The organism is Micromonospora sp. CPM1, from assembly GCF_023896895.1.
In the GTDB taxonomy this organism is placed as follows: Bacteria; Actinomycetota; Actinomycetes; order Mycobacteriales; family Micromonosporaceae; genus Micromonospora; species Micromonospora tulbaghiae.
Genome location: NZ_JAMHIU010000016.1, coordinates 36,779 through 57,680 on the forward strand (window position 1 = coordinate 36,779; position 20,902 = coordinate 57,680).

The window sequence follows — 20,902 nt, forward strand, 5'->3', positions numbered from 1 at the left end:
TTCCGGGCCGGGTGGCGGGGGTGTTGCGTGCGCTGTGGAGTTGTCAAGGAACGGCTACACAAGGCGTTGACACGTACGTGTCAAGCGGCCAGGGGTCGGGCCGTGCGGGTGGCGGTGAGTTCGTCGGCGAGGGCGTCGAGTCCGGCGTGGTGTCGGGCGCGGGCTTGGGCTGCGGCGGTGTTGGCGAGTAGGGCGTCGCCGGTGGTGATCCAGCCGGTGGCGTGGTAGCCGAGTTCGTAGATGACCTGTTCGGCTTGTTCGTCGTCCCAGGTGTGGGGGTGGCCTTCGGTGCGTCGCCAGATGGTGCGTTGCATGCGGATGAAGCCGAGGGTTGCGGAGAAGGCTCGGCTCTTGGTGGTGATGTGGCCGCCGTAGCCGAACTGGTGCGCCCATCGGCGAAGGCGGGTGTAGTCGGGGTGTTCGCCGATGTCCCAGCAGGCGCGGATGAGGCGGCCGAGGTGGGTTGCGGGGTCGCCGTGGACGTCGATGGTGAGGTCGTCGACGCGGCGCAGGGTCAGGCCGGTGACTTCGGTGCTTTTGGTGACGTACTTGGCGATGTAGCCGGTGATCTGGGCGAGGTTGACCTCACCGCCGGGGGCGTTGACGTGCTTGACGTCCAGGCCCTTGTCGCCCCAGGCGATGTGCCATCCCTGGCCGCCGTTGGCGGGGTGGCCGGCGGAGGTGTAGGAGGTCTTGACGAACGCCGCCCGGGCCGCCTGTTCGAACATGTCCCGGGTGATCTGGCGGGGTGGGGGGACGATCGCGCCGGGGCAGTCGGGGTTGTGGCCGTCGAGTCGGATCAGCGCGTGGTAGTGCACGACGCCGCGTACCTGGAATTCGTAGACCTTGATGTAGCGGCGGCGCAGCTCGACACCGTGGGCGCGGCCGAGGCGGCGTAGCTCCCGGTCGACCTGTTGGATGGTGCGGCGCCACAGCTCGGGTGCTTCGTGGTTCCAGACGACTTGGGCGGTGTGGTCGTAGCAGTCCAGGCACAACGGCTGCCCGAGCTGACCGTCACCGGCCTTGTGCCGGACACCGCAGCGCAGCTCCTGGCCGTGGGGGCAAGTGCGGCCGAAGGGGTGGCAGACGGAGGCGCGGCACGTGCAGCCGTCCTTCTTCCGGCAGTCCGCGGCATGGACCTTCACCACCCGGTGGTGCACCGGCCCGAACGAGGGCGCGGTGGCGGTGAGGAAGAGGGCGATGTGTTCGTGCAGCGGCGGCAGTCCCCACCGGTCGCCCTGGAGTCCGGCCTTGATGAGGTGGTAGGTGTCGCGGCGGTAGACCTCGGCGCAGGACGGGCAGACGGCGGCGCGGCGGTTGCCGCAGGGGGTGTAGATCGCACCGTCGGGCATGGTCTCGGTGTCGATGGTGACCATGCGGTTGCCGTCACGGTCGTTCACGTGGATCTGCCCCGCCAGCCGGATCGGGTGCTTGCAGGCTGAGGCAGCGCGGACGTGACCGAGCCAGTCGGCGTAGTCGGGATCCTGGGCGCGAGCACGACCGGAGGCGACGGTGCGGGGATCGTGGCCGCGTACCCAGCCGTCATCGGCGGGGCGGGTGGAGGTGGGGGAAGCCCAGGGCCAGTAACCGGCGGGCTCGGCGGAGGCTCCCGTACCCGGGACCGTAGTGGTCCCGGGTGCGAGAGGCAGCGTCGAGAAGGTCACGCGGTGGCTCCCACGGCAGTGCCGTTGTGGGTCTTGTCGTTGATAGTGGTCGGGTTGTTGAGGGCCGTCAGAAGGTCGGCGGCCGTGTGAGTCGGCACGCGCAGCCGCACGGCGAGCTGGCCCGGGTTGATCGGTTCACCGTGGGCCTTTTCGTGCGCGGCGGCGACGAGCCGGGCGTTGGACAGCAGCGCGGGCGGCGGGCCGGTGGTGACCGGTGCCGCAGGTGCCGGGATCGGGTCCGTGGCGGTGGTGTCCGGGGTGGGCTCGACCGTCGTCGGGGTGTCGGTGTCCTCGCCGGAGGTGGGCGGGTTGACGGGTTCGATGGGACGCGGATCGGTGTCGGGAATCGGGTTGGTGGCCGGGGTCGCGGCGGCCGGGCGGACCAGCGTCGAGGCGGGGTTGTCGGATGACGGGGCCTCGGCGGTGGTGGCCGGCGCAGGTGCCGGGACGAGATCAGTGGGCCGGGTGGTGCGGTTTCCGGTGGCGAGTAGTGCGGCGGTGGCCATGAGCATCAGGCCATCCACGGCGAGGGGACCGAACCAGACGACGAGGGTTTCCTCGTTGTAGTGGTCGAGCAGTCCGGACAGGTGCCGGTAGGACACGAACGCGGCGACCAGGGCGACGGGCGGCAGCCCGACCCAGCGCAGCACGTTCCAGCCCCAGCCGGTCGGCCAGGGCGTACGAGCAAGGATCTCGATGGCGATGAACAGGAACAGCGGCCACACGACCGCAGAGACCACCGCACCGGGTTCCGGCGACCAGTCGGCCGGGGCGTCCTTGGGTGCGATGAACGAGTGGGCGATGTTGGCGGCGACGGAGACGAGTCCGCCGGAGAACGCGCCGATGTAGGCGTAGACGCGGCCGTTCTTCTTGGCAGTCATGACGCCGCCTTGGGGGCGGGGTCGGCGAACAGGGAGAAGCCGAGGATGACGGCGTTGACGTAGCCGCTGTTGCGCAGGTGGTTCATGACGACGGTGACGTCATCCATCGAGCGGATGGGCCGCTTGCAGGGCCACTCGATGCCCATGAAACCGATACCGGTCGGCGCTTCGTAGCTGAACGAGATCATGTAGCGGTACATGGCGTGTCCTTTCAGAGGCAGGCGATGAGGAGGGCGGAGGCCCACAGGCAGGCGTGGTGAAGGGCTTGGTCGGCCAGGTACATGCCGCAGATCGGGGTTTGCCTGTCGGCGAAGGCGGCGGAGCCGGTGGCGCGCAGGATCAGGCGGACCGTCCAGCGGCGGTCGAGCAGGGCGTGGGTGACGGCCGAGAAGGCGATACCGGCGATGAGTCCGAACGCGGACACCGGCAGGTCGAGCAGGACGACAGTGACGGCGAGCATGACCGCGACCGTCAGGTGGTAGGTGGCGACGTGGGTCAGGAGGTGACGCCAGCCGGTCCAGCCGGGCGCGGCCTTTCCGCAGGCGTCGGCGTCGGTCTGAACAATGTGGTCGGCCAGGTGGTGGGCCGGGATCAGCACGGCCGTCACGACCGCGAAGACGAGAGCGGCATTCATCGGGAAACCTCCGTGCAGTCGAGGCAGGTGCCGGTACGGCGGGGGATGTAGTAGGGCTTGACCTGGCCGCAGTCGGGGCAGGTGCGCCGGGCGGTGAGCGCCTTGTCGACGGCCGCCAGTTGAGCGGCGGTGGCGGTGCGCTTGGGTTGCGCGAGGTCGAGGCGGTAGAGGTAGGCCACGCGCTTGCCGCGACGCCAGAGGATCTGCGCGGCGGGATCCTGGCCGCCGGGGCGAAGGTCGCGGGCGCGCAGCTGACGGCGGGTCAGCAGGTCGCCGGGAGCGAGCTTGTACGGGTAGGTGGGCAGGCCGTAGCGCTCGCCGGTCGGGTCGTAGAAGACCATCGGGTCGTCGTCCTCCTGGTCGTCGTCGCCCTGTCCGCCGGCCGGGGTGCCGGTGGCGAAGGTGGGGTGTTCGTAGGTGCCCCGGTCGATGTCCTCGGGCAGGAACGCCGCCGAGCAGACGGCGCAGACGATCGGCCCTTCCTCGAAGGCCGTGGCGGAGATGCGCAGCTTGCGGGGGCACTCGCATTCACACGAGACGCCGTTGTTGTTGTTCGTGCGCTGCTTGCCCTCGCCGGTGGGTTCGGGGTGGCGGTAGAAGCGCAGCGCTTCGGTGAGGTCGGTGATGACGGCCCGGTAGCGGGCGCGGGTGATGTCGGTGAGGGTGCAGGGGGAGTAGCCGAGCTTGTCGTCCTTGGTGGTGGACATGCCGAGTTCGGCGGCGAGGGTGGCGAACTTCTTGTTGTGCCAGCGGCCCTGCCGGGAGGTGTCCTGGATGCCCCGGACGTCGGCCAGGGCGTGGGTGGCTTCGTGCAGGAGGGTGGTGAACACCTGCTCCGGTTCGCGGGACAGCCCTTCACCGGAGATGAGGATTTCGGGTAGTTGGGTGTCGCCGTGCTGCCAGCGCAGAGCGGCGAAGTGGCCCCACTTCATGCCCTGGTTGGGCTTGGTGGGCGAGCCGGAGCCGACGACGAGGACGACGGCCGGGATCTCGGTGTGCTGGGCGCGGATCGCAGCCCAGGCCGATTCGAGCGCGCCGACGAGCGCGGCGGTGGAGACCGGGTTTTGACACGTACGTGTCAGGTCGGTGATGTGGGCGGCGGTGCTCATGCGGCCCTCCGGATGGTGTGCTTGCGGTAGGCAATGGCGGCGGCGCACAGCGCCTGCGTGACGTGGGCCGGGGTGCGGCCGGGGGTGGTCTCCCAGGCGAAGACCGGGGCGTGCTGGCCGTCGTGGCCGACGGCGATGAGGTAGGTGTTGAACCACTCGACGGCGGCGCTGTAGGTGCGCTGCTCGGCGTCGGTGATGCCGGTGAGGTACCAGCGCGGCCGGCCGAACACGGCCGCCCGGATCGCGCCGAGGATCGACGCCGGGTACAGGCCGGTGCGGTGACAGGCACACTTCGCGGGGCACCCGTCATGGGCGTCATAGAGGCCGGTCGAGGTCCAGCCGTGCTGGCCCAGGTAGAGGGCGGCGCGGTCGAGGACGGCGTGGACGTTGCCGGTCGGCAGCGCGGTGACGGTGCTCATCGGGCACCGAGCCAGGCGAGGAAGCCCTCACGGGTGGGCAGCGAGTCGTTGGCGTACTCGCGCTCGGCGTAGGTTTCGAGCTGCTCGGCGGTGGCGTGAGTCCAGTCGTAGTGGTCGGCAGCGGCGCGCAGCGTGGTGATGACCTGCTCGGCGGTCTGGTCGTCGCGGTCGTTCCAGCCGAACGTGTCCACCGGAGTGGTGCTCCAGTCGTCGCCGTAGGCGATGACCCCGAGGTCGGTCAGGTAGTCGGTGAGGTAGTCGAGAGCCCGTGCGCAGTCGCGGGCGCCGGGCCCGCGCTCGGCGGGGATGGTGATGAGGCGGCCGTGGGCGGCCATGCCGATCGCGCCGACGGCGCAGGCGGGCGGGAAGGTGCCGCCCTGGTTGCTGTAGTAGGTGCCCTTGATCCAGCCGTGGATTTCCAGGTAGCGGGCGGCGCAGCGCAGGGTGTCGGCCGGGGTCAGGTCGGCCAGCGCGCCGGGGGTGGTGGTCGGTTTTTGGGTAGGGTTCATGGCGGCCACGTCCTTTCGTGGGCGGTGGTTGGGCCGACAGATCGGGGAGCTTTCTCAGGGCGAATCCCGGTCTGTCGGTCGTCCTCTATCGGTGGTGCAGGTGGAGCCGGAGGAACACCCGCTGCCGGTCGTCATGAGGGCCAGCGGCGGTGGGTGCGGAGCGGAAGACGAGTACGCCCGCGTTGCGGGCGATGGCGGTCAGCGCGGCGACGTCCTCACCGGTGCCGACGAGCACCAGGTCCACCACGCGGGTCGGGACAGCGGTCCGGCCGTTCACGCCGCCGCTCCGATCTCGGAGCTGTCGTGGCGGCGGGTCCAGGCGGCGTAGTCCGCGACGCGGATGATGTCGGCGTCGCTCATGTAGGCGGCCTTGACGCGGTTCGGGATGCCGCCTTCGGCGATGAGGAAGCCCTCACCCTGGTTGTTCGGGTCGATGGTGTTGGAGGAGAAGCCCCGGGCGTACCAGCCGTGGCCGAGGATGATGTCGCTGGACACGTCGTTGGTGCAGCGGCCGGCGAACCGCCACGCGAACAAGTCCCGCAGCGACGGCGGGATGATGTCCGAGGACGGGCGCTGCGTCGCGGCGGCGACGATGATCCCGACCGCACGGCCCCGGGCCACGATGTCGCGCAGCAGCGCGGCGAACAATTCCTGGGTCTTCTTGTCCCCGGCGGTGGCGGAGAAGTAGGCGATCTCGTCGCAGGCGACGAGGATCTGCCCGAACACGTCGTTGCGGCCGATCTTGCGGCGGCGGCGCGACATCAGGAACGAGTAGCGGTTGTCCATCACCGTCTGCACCCGGCGCAGCGTGCGGATGGCGTGCTCGATGTCCGGGCCGACGAACACGTCGGCGGCGTCCTGCCACAGACCGAGTTCGACCTGCTTGCCGTCGAGCAGGCACAGCCGCACATCCGGGCACAGAGCGGCGTGGCCGACGATGGTGTTCAACAGCGAGGACTTGCCCGCGCCGGGCTCGCCGCCGATGAGGATGTTCCGGTAGATCATCGGCAGGTAGACGGCCTGGCCGAACTCGTCGATGCCGAGGAAGACCGGGTCGAAGATGGACAGGCCCGCGCCGACCGGCACCGTGTCGGCCGACGTGGCGGGTAGTTCGATGGTGTCGGTGAGGTCCATGACGGGCTCCCGGTGGGTCGGTTGACACGTACGTGTCAAAGGCGGGTGAGGGTGGGAAGGGCGCGGACGCTCGACCCGGTAGGGGTGCCTGGTCCGCGCCGTCCCGGCGGTCAGGCGTAGTCGGAGGGGTCGAACCCGTTGGTCGGGCTCGCCTCGGTGGTGGGGTTGCGCGGTTTGCGCGGCCGAGGAGTCTCGGCGGTGAGGGTGGCCGGGGTGTCCGGCACGTCGGGCAGGTCCAGGCCGACAGGAGGCATGCCCGGGGAGGTGGGGGCGTTGGCGGGCATGTCCGTGGGGACGTGGTCCGGCAGCGGGGACACGATGGTTGCCGCGAGGGGTTCGCGGCGGGTGATGTCCAGGCGGATCAGCGCCGCGTAGCGGCGGGAGGCGCGCATGACGCGGACCTCGTTGGCCCAGCAGGCGACGGCGAGCTTCTGCACCTGGCCGTCCTGCTCCAAGTCCCGCAGGGACAGGCCGGGACGCAGCCACACCCACACCCGCTCACCGGCCGGGGTCGGCTTCGCGGGCAGGATCAGCGGCAGCGAGCCGTGCCGGTTGGTGGCGATGAACGCGGCGAAGCACAGCCGCAGCCGGTGCCGCACCACCAGGCACCACACGAGCGCCATGACGCGGCGGCGGACCGGGCCGATCGCGGCCGGCACGCCGACGACCAGGGCGATGACGAGCAGCGATCCCCACGTCGGGGTGGACTGCATCAGCGCGGTCCAGCCGTAGACGGCGGCCAGGCCGAGCCCGATTTCCGGCAACCAGTGCCAGAAGACGCGCAGGACCGGCCACGCCACGATGAACGCGAACGTCACCGCGCCGAGCACAGCGCCGATGATGCCGCCGAGCAGGGCGCCGACGATCGGGTGCAGGTAGTGCGAGGCGACGGTGGCGGCCAGGAGGCCGACGACGCCGAGAACGAACCAGAAGGCGATGGTGGCCCGACGACGGTAGGACCGGGCGATCGGAGCTTCGATGACAGTGACGTTGCCCCCACGGTTCGACCAGCCGAACGGGGACCTCTGGCTAGACTTGGACACGACAAGTCCTCCCAACACGGGACCGGAGTTGTTGACAGGACGCGGGCTCGCAGACGACGCCAATCACCAGCGAGCCCGTGTCCACCACTACTTCTGTAGGAGCAGATGGCACGCCCGCCGCTAGGCGGCGGTGTCCAGCGGCGTCAGGCCCGAGGCCCGGAACGCCACACCCGAACGGACCTTGCCGTCCCGGTCGTTGACCCAGGGCAGCGCCTCCAGGTCCACCGGGACCACAGGCTGACGAACGGTCACCGGCGGCATCACCGGGTTCACGACCGTCACGTTGATGACCTCCGCAGCGCCCTCCGACAGGGCGTAGAGGTGCACCGTCCACATCGGGTTCTTCGTCTCCCGGTCGAACTTCTGCTGGCCGTTCTGGTCCAGCTTCGGCACCGGGTTGACCGACACCTCGTACGACACCCGCGAGGTGTCCAGCAGCAGACGTCCCATGACTGACTCCTTCAACTCGTGAGCTGAGCCCGTATCGCCGGGCCAGATTCGTCCTCCCTGGACGGCAGCTCTTCTGGAATCAGAGTGCGTCGATCGGTAGTGACGAGTTCACCACAAGATATGGACGACTAGGGACGTCCTTGCTAACGTAAGTCGTCCCTGAAGTCGTCCCGTTGTTCAGGAGCAGGAGCGTCCATGCCGAACGACCGCCTACGCAGCAGGCTGCTGACGAAAGGGCTGACGCCTGGGGCACTCGCGGAAAGACTTGGTGTCGACCCGAAGACCGTCGAGCGGTGGATCACCCAGGACCGGAACCCATACCCGCGCTATCGCCACAGGATCGCTGAGCTGCTGGACGAGAGCGAGTCCTACCTCTGGCCGGACGCTCTGCCGGCGCAGCGAGCGGCGCAGGTCAGCCAGTCCGAGGTGGTCCACATCTACCCTCGCCGCGGAGCCGTCCCGACGGACCTCTGGCAGCAGCTCTTGGAGAAGGCCACCCGACAGATCGGCGTCCTGGTCTACGGCGGCCTGTTCCTGCCCGAGTTCAACCACCGATGGGTGCCGACGCTTCGCGAGAAGGCGCTCGCAGGCGCCCAGGTGGAGTTGCTATTCGGTGATCCCGACGGCAAGCACATCGCCGAGCGGGGGAACGACGAGGGCATCGGCGCTGCCATGTCGAGCAAGATTCTGAACGCGCTTGCCTTCTACAAAGAGCTACGAGACCTGGACACCGTCGGGATCTACTACCACGACACGATCCTCTACAACTCCATCTACCGCTTCGATGACGAGATGCTGGTTAACACCCACCTCTACGGCACACCCGCCGCCTACGCCCCGGTGCTGCATCTCCGGCGCATCGGCGGAGCGGAGCTGTTCGACAACTACGTCGCCAGCTTCAAGCAGGTACTCGGGAAGAAGCGGGCCGTCTGGCCTGAGCACTGAGTTGCTGCCGATGAGAGGCTAGGACCATGGCCCGGACCGAGCACTTCAACGACCCGAACGCCCCGAAGCCGAACAGCATCGTTGTCGCGGTCACCGTCTTCGTGCAGGACGAGTTGGGTCGGGTACTCCTCATCCAGCGGACCGACAACGGACTCTGGGCGCTGCCCGGCGGCGCTCAGGATTTCGGGGAGTACATCGCGGAGACGGCCGTCCGCGAGACGCGCGAGGAGGCCGGTGTGGAGGTCGAGGTGACCGGTGTCGTCGGGATCTACACCAACCCAAATCATGTGGTCGAGTACAGCGATGGCGAAGTGAGGCAGCAGTTCTCAATCTGCTTCCGAGGGCGCTACCTCTCCGGTCGGCCGACCCCGAGCGATGAGTCCTCGGAGGTGCGGTGGGTCGCACGCGAGGAGCTGGACGACCTCGCCATCCACCCGTCGATGCGACTTCGGGTCGACCACGGCTTCGAGAGGCGGCAGCAGCCGTATATCGGCTAGGCCCTCAGGCGTTCTTCTGTTCGACGGATGGCTTCCAGCAGCGGCGCTTCCGCCTTCACCCAGAAGCGCGTCACTAGGTCATCCGGTCCGTATCGCTCGCGGATCTCTGCCAGCCGTTCATCTACGGTCAGGTCTTGACCGTCAGGCCCTGTAGTCATGTCGGCGAACCAGAGAGCGTCGGACGTCGGTGACTGTTCAAGGGGAAACTCGGCCATGAGAGCACGCTTCAACCCCCGTTCCTCAGCTTCGTAAGAGGCGCAGGAGTGATGGGCGACCAAGCTTGCGAGGCGTGGCTGGAAGCCCTGCCGGAGTAACCATCTAGCGCCATCCAGCGCATGGAATCCGGTGTCAGCGATGTTCGGCGCGTAGCCGATGTCATGAAGCCATCCAGCAGCAGCAAGAACTTCCGCATCATCGCCGACGAGTCGGCCCAGGCTCTCAGCCTTCACTCCGACGGCCTGTACGTGCTTCCACCGACGGGGAAGAGCCACGGAGAGGCATTGCTCAGAAAGTTGAGCGGCTAGGTCAGCTTGACGGTCCACCGTGACAGGCTACGGCCATGTGCCGGGCCGGTGTAAGGGCTGCGCTCTGGTCTTGACACACAGATGGCCCGCCTACGTGCGCGAGAGTTGCGAGACGGCTGAGCGGGATATGGGGCCGACGGTCGAGTAGGACGAATCCATGCTAGGTGATGTGCGACGGTCCGGCGAACCGGTTCGCATGATTGACAAGTGGTCGAGGTGAAAGCATCCTCTTCGAAGGAGCATCCAATGGCGGCGCAGGAGACGCGCTTTAGCTCAAACTTCCTGAACGGTAGGGGCAATGGACGGCGAGGGCTCGACTATGCGGCGCATTCGATTCTACGGCCCCACCGACCTGGCGATGCCGTTGCAGCGTGGTCGCGCCATCGAAATCGTTGAGCGGTTCGACCCTGAGGCCCTCCCGACGCACGCTGCGGACCTCATCGAGTTGCACAATGTTCAGCAGTTCGTCGAAGCTGGGCTATTCCCAACGGAGTATACCGACGCGCAACGCGTTCGGGCCAAGGCGCACGCATCGGCTATTCGAAGCATCGTTGCGCGAGGATTTGCTAACATCAATAATATAAACATTCGTGAGCGCATCGCAGGGGTCGACTACGACTATCACGCTGATCTGCTTGAGCTTTTGGCTAGAAGCGGGGCCTTCGAGCGCTGCGACTCGGCGGCCATGCTCTCCGCGCTTAACGCCACAGGTGTCAAACTCCGCACAATGCTTGCGAACAAGAGGCTTGTGCGCGCGTACGATACCCAGCTACGCGACACGCTTGTCTCGGACGTGCGCAACGCTGAACATTTGATACGAAAGCATTTCCATGGGGATTACATCAACGAAATCTATCTTCCTGGAACCTTGACGCCTGCCGATGCGCGTAAGTTGTTGGAAGGCTATGTCGATAGCGCTGATGCGAACTTGAACTACATCGAGCTAATTGAGACCGCCCCTGTTCGCAGTCAGACGGGTGTTGACGCCAAGCTCAAGTTGCGGGCAAAGCGGCGTAAAGAACAAATGACAGAAGAGTTTTTCCGTACCAACGCAGGCATTAATACTGGCTGTGAAGTCCGCCTATCTGACACTCAAGATGATCCGGTGAAGGTAGAGATGGATGGGATGGTAGCAACCTTCACGTATGGCCGGAATTGGCTCGACGATACTCTAGACGAACCCAGCATCCTCAACAATTTCCAACACCTCTTCGGCTTCGCCGATCTCTCCGTCCTGCTGATATTCCCTGCTTACCCGGCGGACCTGGGCGTCCTTGAGCGGGTTCTCGCGACCGCAGGTCGGCGAGCATACCGCGTCGGCGTAGCGTTTCACACCGCAGACATGATCTCTCTGCTGCAGACACGCTTCTATCATCACTACCTGGCATCTAAAGGCATAGACCTGGAAGCAGTCATCGCGTGGTTCTTCCAGGAATATCTCCCTGAAGAGTTCGGTGCCTTAAACTTTTCATTCACACCCTCAGGTGGCGGCTCGTCCTACCTTCAGAAGGCTAGACACCTCTTTGCTGAAATGGAAAGCGTCGCCATGCAATTCTCACTGTATGCAGAGAACGGCGAGCTAGACCGGGACCTTCTTGCAATCACGTCCGACCCTGCTTTGTACAAGGAGCTGCCGAGTCTCCTCGCCGGGAAGTACATCTACGCAGGCGAGGGTGAGGAGATTTCTGGCATTCTCCACACAATCTTCTCCGATCAGTCCGGGCTGACTTACATCAACGACGTACTGAACGCGGAGAGCACTGCCGAGCTCATTATCCATAACGAGGTTACTTACAGCGACTTTGCGAACTACCAGAGGCCAGTGGTAGACCATTTGATCACGCTTGGCGTCCTTGAGGACACCGGAACGCGCGTGCAGTTTGCCAATCCAGAGCAGTTTCTGATTCTGAGGTCGTTGTTTAAGACTCAAGCGTGTAGTTACTACCACCTCTCGAATCGAGGACGGGCGGAGGCTGATTCAATGGTGGCGCGGGGCTGGATGACTCGACGTTCGTCTCTCTTGACCCCAGCGGAAGCCAGTTACTATAACTACTTCCTGAACAAGGTTGATTTCGATAATGGTCCGGAACTGCGAAACAAGTACCTTCACGGGTCGCAGGCGAACGGCGAGGGCGAGCTAGCGCACTTCCGCACGTACATTATCGCGCTGAGGTTGATCGTCGCCCTAGTAATCAAGATGAATGACGAATTTAGGTTGGCAGACGAAGAAGGGCGGGCGCGAGACTAGAGATCGGTATAGTTTTTTCCGGCGGACCAACTCGCGTAGAGCGGTGGGGATGCGAGAGGATGTCGCCCCGTTGACAGATCCGCGAGTCCCGCTGGCGTACTGAGGTGCCCGTAGGCTCATTGCGCTGTTGCCCTTCAGGTGCCGGGCTATGTGTTGCTGCACCAAGTTGTTGGGTCGCCTGGCCGGTGGGAGCTCTGTGAAAACTTTCTGTACGGGATCAAGGCGGCCCGCTTCGCAGGCCGCTCGCGCCGCCGAACCTGGGCCGGGCCGATGGCCCGCCGCCGCGCCTCTGGCCTTCGGCCGCCAGCGCGACGGTGATAGCCCGCCGGCGGCGCGACATACGAAGAAGCCCCGGGCCGCCATGATCGATGGCAGTTCCAGGGCTTCGAGTTGGTCGAGACACGGGCAGTGCCTCCGGCGGGGCGCTCGGGCGCTCTGGGATGGGGGCGCCATCCCGACAATCTCCGTCCGGGCAAAGCCGAGCGGGTGGGGCCTGCCCGGTCAAGGTCGTTCAGACAGTTGGGTGCTCCACCTTGACCGGGCAGGCCCCACCCGCTCCACGTCGTGCGGACGAAGGCCGACGGGATGGCTAGGGCTCAAGGGAAGGTGAGTCGTCAGGCGCGGGGCATGGCAGGCGTTCGGTTCTCACCCGCGGGACGGTAGCGCTCTGTCGCATGTTGATGACATGGTGTGGCGGTGATGACGACACCCAAGCCTCGCGCCGAGGGCGCTGGCGAGCGAGGGAACCTCCCTCCGGCGATGCTTGCCGCACTCTGGACTGTCAGCAACGGCCAGTGCTACGCCCCGAACTGTCCAATGCCGGTCGTCCTGGAGGTAAGACCAGGCGTGTATCAAAAGAACTCGCAGGTGGCGCACATCTACGGTGTGAAGCCAAAAGCCGCCCGTTTCCAGGGAGAGATGCCGGCGGACGAACGTGACTCGTTTGCCAACCTGCTCCTGCTCTGCCTCGCGCATCACAAGGAGGTAGACGGCGACGAGAGCCGGTACACACCCGAGGTGCTGAAGTCCTGGAAGGCTCGCCATGAGGGCGAGGCAGGCGCGGTGCTGGCCAGGTTGCGTGTGCCCGACGCTGAATCGCTCGGCAAACTGCTGACGGAACTTGCTGAACCCCCGCTGGAGCGGCTTGAGGCCGTGACGAAACGGCTGGAGGAGACCGGTGTGGCGAACGCTGAGACCGTCACGGAACTGAAGGGCATCATCGCGACCATGTCGGCAGCGGGGGACGGCGTGAGCGGCCAGACCGCCCGAGCACTTGCCTACGCGGCCGAAGCGCTAGGAACGGATACCTTCGATCGCAGTGCTCGCGCTGTTGCCTACGCCGCCGAAACCTTCGAGGCCGGCAGCTTCGACCGGAGCGTCCGTGCCGCCGCACATGTCGCCGAGACGTTGCCGCACCTGGTGGAGCGGCTGGAACGAGCCGCCCGGCAGATGAGCCAGTTCCACTAGCCTCCGACCAAGCGGCGCTTGGCCCGCCCGTGCCGCCGTCTGGCCAGGTGGTATAGCAAAGAAGTGCAGCAACCGACGACACGGAGCGAAACCTATCTGACCGTCGTCAGACCCTTGATCGGCGGTGCGCTCCCAACCGGACTGCATCGCCGATCTCTGGGGGGTAAGGGGCAACCTTACGGCTGATGTCTCGCTCGATCTTCGTCGCCTTCCCCGAACGAGGCAAGGATTGATTGCGGAGTCGTGTTTGTTGCCATCGACGCCAGGTGGAGCAAGGTCACTCCTAGGTTGATCGTCCCAGTCAGTACTGGCTCAATATCCCCGTCTTCATCTATCAGTTGATTTACCGTATCGAAGAATGCTGGCGAAGGGCCGCCTTCGTGCAGATGCGCGCTGAGCACCAAGGATCCGCGCTTCATTCGATACCGGCCCTCAGGTGAAATGGCGGGTGGGCCAGTCCTAACGAATTCACCAGTGCGCCGGAATGGAGCAAGCAGGTCGCCTGTCGGATCTACCGCCTCAAGCTTGACGATGCTATCCATTGGTAGCGGCATGGGCGTTATTTGATAACCTCCCAGGTCGTTCGGCGTTAGACGCAGAAGGCACGGCTGAGCCGCAGCGGTCATTCGATCGAGGTATCGCCGAATAACTGGAAGCGTTTGAAGGCACTCCCTCACGTCAGTTGCAACGGTGGTTTGCAGGATGTCGTCGAGGTGAGGCATGGCCTGACTAATCAACGGAAGTAGTTCAAAGGCCGGCTCCATTGCGGCCAAGTCGGCTCGAACCTTCGGGCCCCAGTTGAAATCGCGCAACAGATCGTCCCGGTTGAGGCGGAAAGAAATCCGTTGGTGCAATCCGGCCGCTCGCTCCTCTTCCGTGGGCGCATCAAGATTTACGCTGCTTATGGGTAGGCCGCAGTGGGTCGCATAGTTCCTGAGCTTGTAGAGAAAGCGATATGCAGTGGAGGAGTCAAACGCGCGACTGCACGCCGACTTGAAGTCGGTGAAGTGGGTGGAGGTTTCACCGAATGTTCGTTTTAGCCACGTTTCTTCATGGTCGAGGAACAGTCGGACAACGTTCAGCCAGTTAATGCAGGCATTCATGAACCCGATCGCCGCATCGCGGGGTGGGATGCGCCCACGCTCCCGAGGTAAACCGAACAATCTCAAATAGTACGTGTTCAGCGACTCTATTTCATCATAGTTGCGGGCCACCAGCTTGAAAATGTCGCGTACCCCAAGTCGCAGGACGGGCTTAAGTGCATCCTCAAGCTCCTGATACTCTGCTGCGTCTAGCTCGACATCGAACCGGAAGTTCAATTTCGCGCCCTGGGTGCCTTCTTCCAGAGAGGCTAGGCCATAGGCAGGGCGATCTGCCCTCTGAGGAGGTGGGGTCATTGGCCTAACGTAAAGCTTGGCGAGCGGCAATGGAAGCGCAAAAGGGGCCTGCCGTCCGCTGCAGTTCGGCTGACTGGCGCGGGGGGCCACTGGCGCAGACCCGGGCGGCAGTCTGCCTCGATGCAAGATCAACGGGCGCAGATCCACTGCAACCGAGGGCAATCAGCGTCGGCAGACTCCGCCCTGGTTGAAGGGCTGAATGGTCTGGTTGATGATGTTCGGCCGCTGCGGTGAGTGTAAGGGGCCCCTCGCGTCTTCCGGATGCCGTTGCCCGGTCGCAAGATCATGCCGGTTCCAGGCCGTTGAACGAGAGCCAGCAGTGACCATCGTTGACCATCCATGCCAACTGTAGCCGCAAGTCGGAGGCGCAATCGTCCAGGTTTGATCGACTACGCTCCAACCCTAGATCAATACCGCTGGAAGTGACTTCGTCGGAAGACCGACAGGCAAGAACCCTTCATGTTCTGTGCTCGAATACGTACCGTACGCACTCATGGCGTCGCGTGGAAGATCGAAGTTGTGGCAGTACTGGGGCTACGCGGTTCTAGCGCTGCTTCTCCTATCCCTGGGCAACAACGCGATCGGGCCGGGAATCTACGCCGTTCTCGTCGGCCTCCTGGTCCTCTTCGTCCTCTTTCAAGCGCCGGTGTACTGCGGCGCCATCAATCGCAAGCGTGGTGGCGTGGTCGAGTTCTGCCGCAACAACTCGACAGGGCTGGTGCTGGGATGCCACCTCAGACAGCACAAGTGGCAGAAGTTCGGGCGTGACTGGTGGTCTCTCGGCTGGCGGGAGAAGTCCAAGGGCATTTGGACCGGCGCGTCAGCCAAGCTCGCAACGGTCAGCGGCATCGTCGGCACGGTCACGGGGATCATCGGCGTCTTCAAGTAGCCCTGCGACCGGGCACGCCCATCTTCCCTTGTGGCAAGGTCATCGGGCACAGATCCGGCACAACTGAGGCCGACAAGAGCCGTCAAACGCTGTCAGGCAACGGAAGAGTTCGCCCAGTTCAGCGCGTCGATCCGCCCGGTTCGCCATGATCCAACCGGCACCAGGGGGATTCAGGGTTCGAGTCCCTGGCGGCCCACTCCGTTCCAGCTCAGCGACCCTCTACGGGGCCGCTTTTGTTGTGCTCCGGGCCGGTACAGCGGCTAGACGCAGCAGCGAAGGGCAGCAGTGAACCAACCGCCAGTCCGACCTCCGTGTCGGGGGTGCTCTCCTAAGCGGCAGGGGACCGAACAGATGGAGGTGGGCGATGCCGGACCAACCGCTCGTGCGCAATTCACGGCTGCTCGGCCTGTTCGTCGAGATCGTTCGAGGGCCCGAAGGAACCCTGCGGGCAGTAGAAACCGCCGGCCGCGGCATCACGGCAGAGGCACGCTGCACACTGGCCGTGGCCGCCGACAAGATGACCACCAACTCCGGCAGTCCGGCCGAGGCGCGTCAGAGAAACCTCGCCTGCGCCGATCGACTCGTCGAACTTGGTGCCATCGAAGACGACCTTAGCGAGTTGTGGTCCCGCCGCCGGGAAGGCGATCTTGATGAGGCCGCGTTTGAGGCAAGCCTCCTGCGAATAGTCATGCGTCTGGAAGCGTGGCCGCAATCCTGGCCGCTCCTGTCAGCCTGATGAGCAGGGTTCGTACATCCGGCGCGGAGGAAGGAGTGGCCGGGACTGAGTCGAGTCCTCAAGGCACCGCTCGACAGCGCTCCGGCACCACCGGTCGAATACCGGCCGAGTGACGGAGGAACCGGCTGGCAGGTCGACGCGGTGGACGATTCATGGTGAGCGGGTTGTCGACCGGAGCCGGCGCTCGCGGTTGAGCATCGCAGATGTGGAGTTGCCGGTCGAGCATCGCCCTCTCGGCGTTCATCGCATTGGAAAACGGGTGCCCCCACGCTAACGCTCGTTAGGGCTAGGGTCAGCGACCATGGTGAATACGACTCGCAATCTTGGGCTGGGGCACGGCAGCGCGTTCGGCGAGCGTGGGGTGGCGAAGAGGCTGGGCACATTGGGCCGGCACACATCACTGACCGGCCGGCGATTACTGGAGATCGGCTGCGGGGACGGCACGTACACGATGCGGCTGGTCGGCGCGTTCGATCAGATCGAGGCCGTGGACATCCAGCAGGATCGGTTGGCACTGTTCCGGGAGCGGCTGGCCGACGACCCGGCGGCGGCCCGGAAGATCAACGTGCGGGAGTTGTCCGCTACCGAGCTGGACTATCCGGACGAGAGCTTCGACCTGGTCACCGCCATCGAGGTGGTGGAGCACATCGACGACCTCGATGCCGCGCTGCGGCAGGTCCATCGCGTGCTCGTTCCCGGCGGCTGCTTCGCCCTGACGACGCCCAACCGGTGGTTCCCGTTCGAGACTCATGGGTTCCTGATCCGCGGGAAGCGGTACCGGCCCGCGCGGGGTCCGTTCCTGCCGTGGATCGTGCCGCTGCACCGGCGGCTGGCAGATGCCCGTTGCTTCACCGCCCGCGGCTTGTCCGCGCGGCTCCGGCGGGCCGGGCTGGAGCCGGTAGCGGTGGACTACATCATGCCGCCGTTCGACCGGTCCCGCTTCGGGCGTCGTATCCGGCCGGTGACCGACGCGGTCGAGCGATCGCCGTTGAAGTTCTTCGGCATGGCCCTGGCGGTGGTCGCCCGCCGAACGGCGTGACGGTCCACCAGGACACCCAGGTTTAGCGGCTTTCCGGATGGCTATGAGAGGTATCGATCCGCAGACCCCATGAGCAGACCCGCGAGCGAGGAGAGCCGATGGCCAGCGTTGCGATCCCGTCCGACGATCCGACCCGTACCCTCGTCCACGCCAGTCCCGACGACCCCGCCCTCGCGCACCTCGCCATCGCGGGCGGCACCTACACGATCCTGGTCACCGGCGAGCAGACGGCCGGCCGGTACTGCCTGATCGACATGCGCGTTCCGCCTGGCGGTGGGCCGCCTCCGCACCGGCACGACTTCGAGGAGATGTTCACGGTGCTCGACGGGGCGGTGGAGTTCACGTTCCGGGGCGAGCAGACCGTCGCGCGGGCCGGGGAGACGATCAACATCCCGGCGAACGCGCCGCACTTCTTCCGCAACTCGTTCGACCAGCCCGCCCGGTTGCTGTGCATGTGCACCCCGGCCGGGCAGGACGAGTATTTCCTGCGCGTGGGCGATCGGGTGGACGGTCCCACCTCGCCGCCGCCGGCTCTCACCGACGAGGAGCAGGCCGAGCGCCGGAACCGGGCCGCCGCGCTGGCCTCCGAATACCGCTCGGAGTTGCTTGTCCCCTGACCTGGCGGGCACGAATCAGGCGTGCCGGGCGGCGATCTCTCGCAGGCCTTCGTAGAACGTGACCAACTCGGTGTCGCTCTGGTCGATGGTCCGCAGGCGGCGGGCCGCGCCCTCGGCGAGCGCGGCCGCAATTCGCTCGGCTCGGTCCGGTTCCATGCCCGGCAGCCTCAGCAGGCCCATCGCCCGGGCAGGCCACATGTGCAGCTCCAGGTCGTCGTCCTGGAGCATCCCGGCAGGCACCGACTCGATGATGTTCGCGTAGACGCGGCCCTGGATGTACCACTCCCGGTCGGCGTCGAAGACCACGATGACCACTGCCGTCTCCGCTCCCCCGCGCGCGGCCGCCGCACACACTCCGATCCAGCCTAATGCTCAGAGACGCGACGGGCGGACCCGATCGTGTTCAGACCGGGCCCGCCCGTCGCGCGCCTTCCGTACGAGGAGGTCAGCTCGCCGCGACGAGCTGGAACCGCTGGTTGGCCTGGCTGTTGCAGTCGTAGATCTGCACCTGCTGGCCGTTACCGGTGCCCCAGACGTCGAGGCAGCGGCCGGACTGGACTCCGGTGATGGTGCCGTTGGAGTTGACGTTCCACTGCTGGTTCGTCTGGCCGTTGCAGCTGTAGATCTGGACGGCCGAGCCGTTGCCGGAGCCGGCGGCGTCCAGGCACATCGTGCCGTACACGGTCAGTTGCCGGCTGGAGGTGTAGGTCCACCGCTGGTTGGTCTGGCCGTGGCAGTCGTAGAGCTGCACCCGGGTGCCGTTGCTCTGCGAGGAGTTCGGCACGTCGATGCACCGGCCGGACTGGTTGCCGACGATCCGGCTGGCGCCGGTGGTCGGCGGCGGCGTGGTCGGCCCGGCGGTCGGGGTCGGTCCGGCGGTCGGCGACGCCGTCCCGGTCGGCGTGGGGTTGGGCGTGGCGGCGTTGAGGGCGTTGAGGACCGAGTTGTACGCGGCCTTCTTGTTGCCGCTGCCGTCGAACAGCAGCGGGTTCTCGTTGGAACGCCACGAGTCGCTGTCGCGGACGCCCCAGACGGTGATGCCGATGCAGCGCGGCACGTTCAGGCACGCCTGGGTCAGCCCGGCGTACTGGCTGGTGGACGAGTTGGTGACGTCGACCTCGGTCAGCGCCACGTCGACGCCGAGGGCGGCGAAGTTCTGCAGCGTGGTCTGGAAGTTGCCCGGCAGCGAGCTGCCGCCGGTGAAGTGGGTCTGGAGGCCGACGCAGTCGATCGGGACGCCACGGGACTTGAAGTCCCGGATCATGTTGTAGACGCCCTGCGTCTTGCCGTACGACCAGTTCTCGATGTTGTAGTCGTTGTAGCAGAGCTTGGTCGACGGGTCGGCCGCCCGGGCGGTGCGGAACGCGACCTCGATCCAGTCGTTGCCGGTGCCCTGGAGGTTGGAGCTGCGGCGGCTGCCGTCCTCGTTGAACGCCTCGTTCACCACGTCCCACGCGGCGAGCTTGCCCCGGTAGTGGGCCATCACGCCGTTGATGTGGTCGATCATGGCCTGACGCAGGTTGCTCCCGTTCAGGCTCTGCATCCAGCCGGGCTGCTGCGCGTGCCAGGCCAGCGTGTGGCCGCGGACCTGGAGACCGCGCTGGGTCGCCCAGTTGTAGATCTGGTCGCCGGAGGAGAAGTTGAACTGGCCCCGCTGGGGCTGCAGCGCTTCCGGCTTCATCTCGTTCTCGGCCGTGATCATGTTGAATTCACGTGCCGCGATGGTGCTGTACGTGGAGTCGCCCAGCCGGTTCGCCGCGATGGCGGTGCCGAAGTAGCGGCCCGACTGTGCCGCGGCGGCACCGAGCGTGCTCGCCGCCGCCTGGGCCAGGCTGGGCACCACGAGCGCGGCACCGGCAAGTGCCAGCGCGCTGGTGACGGCGGCCAGCACCACGCGGTGGCTGCGCCTCGGTAGATGTTTCATGACACTCCTCTGCATATCGGACGATGATGCGCTGGCGATGCCCGGCTGGACGCGGGTGGGAGCCGGCGGTGCGCCCACCCCCGCGTCACTGCCCTGAAACTTTTCGAAGATGTACCGGTAACTTCCCTGGGAAGATATCCGCGACGGCACGATCGGTCAATGTCGATGTCAACGCGAACATGGACTCAACCGGCTGATCAGCGCGGGAGTCCACAGATGTCCGTGAGAACGAAGCGCGACGAGAGCCGCGGCGAGGACCGAAAGTTTCGGAAAATCCTGGCGCGACCGGTCAGCGATCGATCGCGGCGTCGTACCGCTCGCGGTTGGCGTGCACCTCGTCCATGTGCGCCTCGGCCCACACCTTGATGCCGTACGTCAGCCGGTGCAGCGACAGGCCCAGGTCGGTCAGTTCGTAGGTGACAGTCACCGGCACGCTCGGCGTCACGGTGCGGGTGACCAGGCCGTCGCGTTCCAGTGAGCGCAACGTCTGGGTGAGCATCTTCTGGCTGACCCCGGCCAGCCGGCGGGACAGCTCGGAGTAGCGCATGACCTGCGGCTCGACATTGTGATCGGGACCGTCGCGGCCGAGCGCGGCCAGGATCAGCGCCACCCACTTGTCGGAGATCCGGTCCAGGAGTTGCCGGCTCGGGCAGCCGGCGAGGAACGCGTCGTACTCGGCCCGCGCCTGTGCCCGCTTCTGCGCCGCCGTCTGCGTCGGCATCGTCCGCGCCTCCCACCCCGGGGTACCCAACGCACTCCGAAGTGCGTACTTCCCG

At 65.9% G+C, this 20,902-nt stretch carries 24 protein-coding genes and 1 pseudogene; 9 read left to right on the plus strand and 16 right to left on the minus strand.

What is annotated here, in order from left to right:
* Positions 1–80: 80 nt before the first annotated feature.
* The 11 genes from M8C11_RS20155 to M8C11_RS20205 all read right to left on the minus strand — a co-directional run bounded on the left by M8C11_RS20155 (position 81) and on the right by M8C11_RS20205 (position 7,843).
* Positions 81–1,664 (minus strand): replication initiator, encoded by a 1,584-nt coding sequence (locus tag M8C11_RS20155; RefSeq protein WP_308212761.1) that lies wholly within the window; start codon positions 1,662–1,664, stop codon positions 81–83.
* The gene (locus M8C11_RS20160) at positions 1,661–2,545 is read right to left on the minus strand and encodes a hypothetical protein (protein WP_252451971.1); all 885 of its coding nucleotides are present in this window, start codon (positions 2,543–2,545) and stop codon (positions 1,661–1,663) included. Before M8C11_RS20160 ends, M8C11_RS20155 begins: the two co-directional genes overlap by 4 nt.
* A complete protein-coding gene (locus M8C11_RS20165; protein ID WP_128136805.1) occupies positions 2,542–2,745 on the minus strand; it encodes a hypothetical protein in 204 nt (67 codons plus the stop codon). The genes M8C11_RS20160 and M8C11_RS20165 overlap by 4 nt, the downstream gene beginning before the upstream one ends.
* 11 nt (positions 2,746–2,756) lie before the next feature.
* On the minus strand, positions 2,757–3,179 hold the full coding sequence (locus M8C11_RS20170) for a DUF3307 domain-containing protein (RefSeq protein ID WP_252451974.1): 423 nt from the start codon (positions 3,177–3,179) through the stop codon (positions 2,757–2,759).
* On the minus strand, positions 3,176–3,520 hold the full coding sequence (locus M8C11_RS20175) for an RRQRL motif-containing zinc-binding protein (RefSeq protein WP_252452174.1): 345 nt from the start codon (positions 3,518–3,520) through the stop codon (positions 3,176–3,178). Before M8C11_RS20175 ends, M8C11_RS20170 begins: the two co-directional genes overlap by 4 nt.
* A 764-nt stretch (positions 3,521–4,284) precedes the next feature.
* The gene (locus M8C11_RS20180; protein ID WP_252451976.1) at positions 4,285–4,707 is read right to left on the minus strand and encodes a hypothetical protein; all 423 of its coding nucleotides are present in this window, start codon (positions 4,705–4,707) and stop codon (positions 4,285–4,287) included.
* Positions 4,704–5,216, minus strand: coding sequence for a hypothetical protein (locus M8C11_RS20185; protein ID WP_252451978.1), 513 nt, complete (start codon positions 5,214–5,216; stop codon positions 4,704–4,706). The genes M8C11_RS20180 and M8C11_RS20185 overlap by 4 nt, the downstream gene beginning before the upstream one ends.
* Positions 5,217–5,301: 85 nt before the next feature.
* The gene (locus M8C11_RS20190) at positions 5,302–5,493 is read right to left on the minus strand and encodes a hypothetical protein (protein ID WP_208576501.1); all 192 of its coding nucleotides are present in this window, start codon (positions 5,491–5,493) and stop codon (positions 5,302–5,304) included.
* The gene (locus tag M8C11_RS20195) at positions 5,490–6,350 is read right to left on the minus strand and encodes an FtsK/SpoIIIE domain-containing protein (protein WP_252451980.1); all 861 of its coding nucleotides are present in this window, start codon (positions 6,348–6,350) and stop codon (positions 5,490–5,492) included. The genes M8C11_RS20190 and M8C11_RS20195 overlap by 4 nt, the downstream gene beginning before the upstream one ends.
* 110 nt (positions 6,351–6,460) lie before the next feature.
* Positions 6,461–7,393, minus strand: a complete 933-nt coding sequence (locus tag M8C11_RS20200) for a hypothetical protein (protein ID WP_252451982.1) — start codon at positions 7,391–7,393, stop codon at positions 6,461–6,463.
* Between the two features lie 120 nt (positions 7,394–7,513).
* Positions 7,514–7,843 carry a hypothetical protein gene (locus M8C11_RS20205; RefSeq protein WP_208576504.1) on the minus strand — a complete coding sequence of 110 codons (330 nt, stop codon included), beginning with the start codon at positions 7,841–7,843 and terminating at the stop codon, positions 7,514–7,516.
* A gap of 195 nt (positions 7,844–8,038) precedes the next feature.
* On the opposite strand from M8C11_RS20205, the gene M8C11_RS20210 reads away from it, so the two are divergent.
* Both M8C11_RS20210 and M8C11_RS20215 read left to right on the plus strand, forming a co-directional pair.
* A complete protein-coding gene (locus tag M8C11_RS20210) occupies positions 8,039–8,788 on the plus strand; it encodes a helix-turn-helix domain-containing protein (protein WP_252451985.1) in 750 nt (249 codons plus the stop codon).
* A gap of 26 nt (positions 8,789–8,814) precedes the next feature.
* On the plus strand, positions 8,815–9,285 hold the full coding sequence (locus M8C11_RS20215) for an NUDIX hydrolase (protein ID WP_252451987.1): 471 nt from the start codon (positions 8,815–8,817) through the stop codon (positions 9,283–9,285).
* Here the strand turns inward: M8C11_RS20215 and M8C11_RS20220 are convergent.
* Complete coding sequence (locus M8C11_RS20220; protein WP_252451989.1) at positions 9,282–9,827, minus strand: HD domain-containing protein; 546 nt, start codon at positions 9,825–9,827, stop codon at positions 9,282–9,284. The two genes, M8C11_RS20215 and M8C11_RS20220, sit on opposite strands and share 4 nt — an antisense overlap.
* A gap of 280 nt (positions 9,828–10,107) precedes the next feature.
* Here M8C11_RS20220 and M8C11_RS20225 point away from each other — a divergent pair, with 280 nt between their 5' ends.
* Both M8C11_RS20225 and M8C11_RS20230 read left to right on the plus strand, forming a co-directional pair.
* On the plus strand, positions 10,108–12,057 hold the full coding sequence (locus M8C11_RS20225; protein ID WP_252451991.1) for a hypothetical protein: 1,950 nt from the start codon (positions 10,108–10,110) through the stop codon (positions 12,055–12,057).
* 867 nt (positions 12,058–12,924) lie between these two features.
* Positions 12,925–13,524, plus strand: a complete 600-nt coding sequence (locus M8C11_RS20230) for a hypothetical protein (protein ID WP_252451993.1) — start codon at positions 12,925–12,927, stop codon at positions 13,522–13,524.
* Between the two features lie 176 nt (positions 13,525–13,700).
* Here the strand turns inward: M8C11_RS20230 and M8C11_RS20235 are convergent, their stop codons facing one another.
* Complete coding sequence (locus tag M8C11_RS20235; protein ID WP_210942617.1) at positions 13,701–14,921, minus strand: hypothetical protein; 1,221 nt, start codon at positions 14,919–14,921, stop codon at positions 13,701–13,703.
* Positions 14,922–15,414: 493 nt separating this feature from the next.
* On the opposite strand from M8C11_RS20235, the gene M8C11_RS20240 reads away from it, so the two are divergent.
* The 5 genes and pseudogenes from M8C11_RS20240 (at position 15,415) to M8C11_RS20260 (ending at position 18,202) form a co-directional block, all read left to right on the plus strand.
* A complete protein-coding gene (locus tag M8C11_RS20240; RefSeq protein ID WP_210942618.1) occupies positions 15,415–15,810 on the plus strand; it encodes a hypothetical protein in 396 nt (131 codons plus the stop codon).
* Between the two features lie 364 nt (positions 15,811–16,174).
* Positions 16,175–16,546: a hypothetical protein gene (locus M8C11_RS20245; protein ID WP_252451995.1), complete on the plus strand. Its 372-nt coding sequence runs from the start codon at positions 16,175–16,177 to the stop codon at positions 16,544–16,546.
* Between the two features lie 109 nt (positions 16,547–16,655).
* Positions 16,656–16,763, plus strand: a pseudogene (locus M8C11_RS20250) (NUDIX hydrolase); the annotation flags it as partial.
* 84 nt (positions 16,764–16,847) lie between these two features.
* Positions 16,848–17,585 carry a bifunctional 2-polyprenyl-6-hydroxyphenol methylase/3-demethylubiquinol 3-O-methyltransferase UbiG gene (locus M8C11_RS20255; protein ID WP_252451997.1) on the plus strand — a complete coding sequence of 246 codons (738 nt, stop codon included), beginning with the start codon at positions 16,848–16,850 and terminating at the stop codon, positions 17,583–17,585.
* 98 nt (positions 17,586–17,683) lie between these two features.
* Positions 17,684–18,202 carry a cupin domain-containing protein gene (locus M8C11_RS20260; RefSeq protein WP_252451999.1) on the plus strand — a complete coding sequence of 173 codons (519 nt, stop codon included), beginning with the start codon at positions 17,684–17,686 and terminating at the stop codon, positions 18,200–18,202.
* A 15-nt stretch (positions 18,203–18,217) separates the two neighbouring features.
* On the opposite strand, the gene M8C11_RS20265 is transcribed toward M8C11_RS20260, so the two are convergent.
* From M8C11_RS20265 to M8C11_RS20275, 3 genes are all read right to left on the minus strand, one after another.
* Positions 18,218–18,517, minus strand: coding sequence for a hypothetical protein (locus M8C11_RS20265; protein ID WP_252452001.1), 300 nt, complete (start codon positions 18,515–18,517; stop codon positions 18,218–18,220).
* Between the two features lie 130 nt (positions 18,518–18,647).
* Positions 18,648–20,126 (minus strand): endo-1,4-beta-xylanase, encoded by a 1,479-nt coding sequence (locus M8C11_RS20270; RefSeq protein ID WP_252452003.1) that lies wholly within the window; start codon positions 20,124–20,126, stop codon positions 18,648–18,650.
* A 289-nt stretch (positions 20,127–20,415) separates the two neighbouring features.
* Positions 20,416–20,847 carry a helix-turn-helix domain-containing protein gene (locus M8C11_RS20275; RefSeq protein WP_252452006.1) on the minus strand — a complete coding sequence of 144 codons (432 nt, stop codon included), beginning with the start codon at positions 20,845–20,847 and terminating at the stop codon, positions 20,416–20,418.
* Positions 20,848–20,902: the final 55 nt, after the last annotated feature.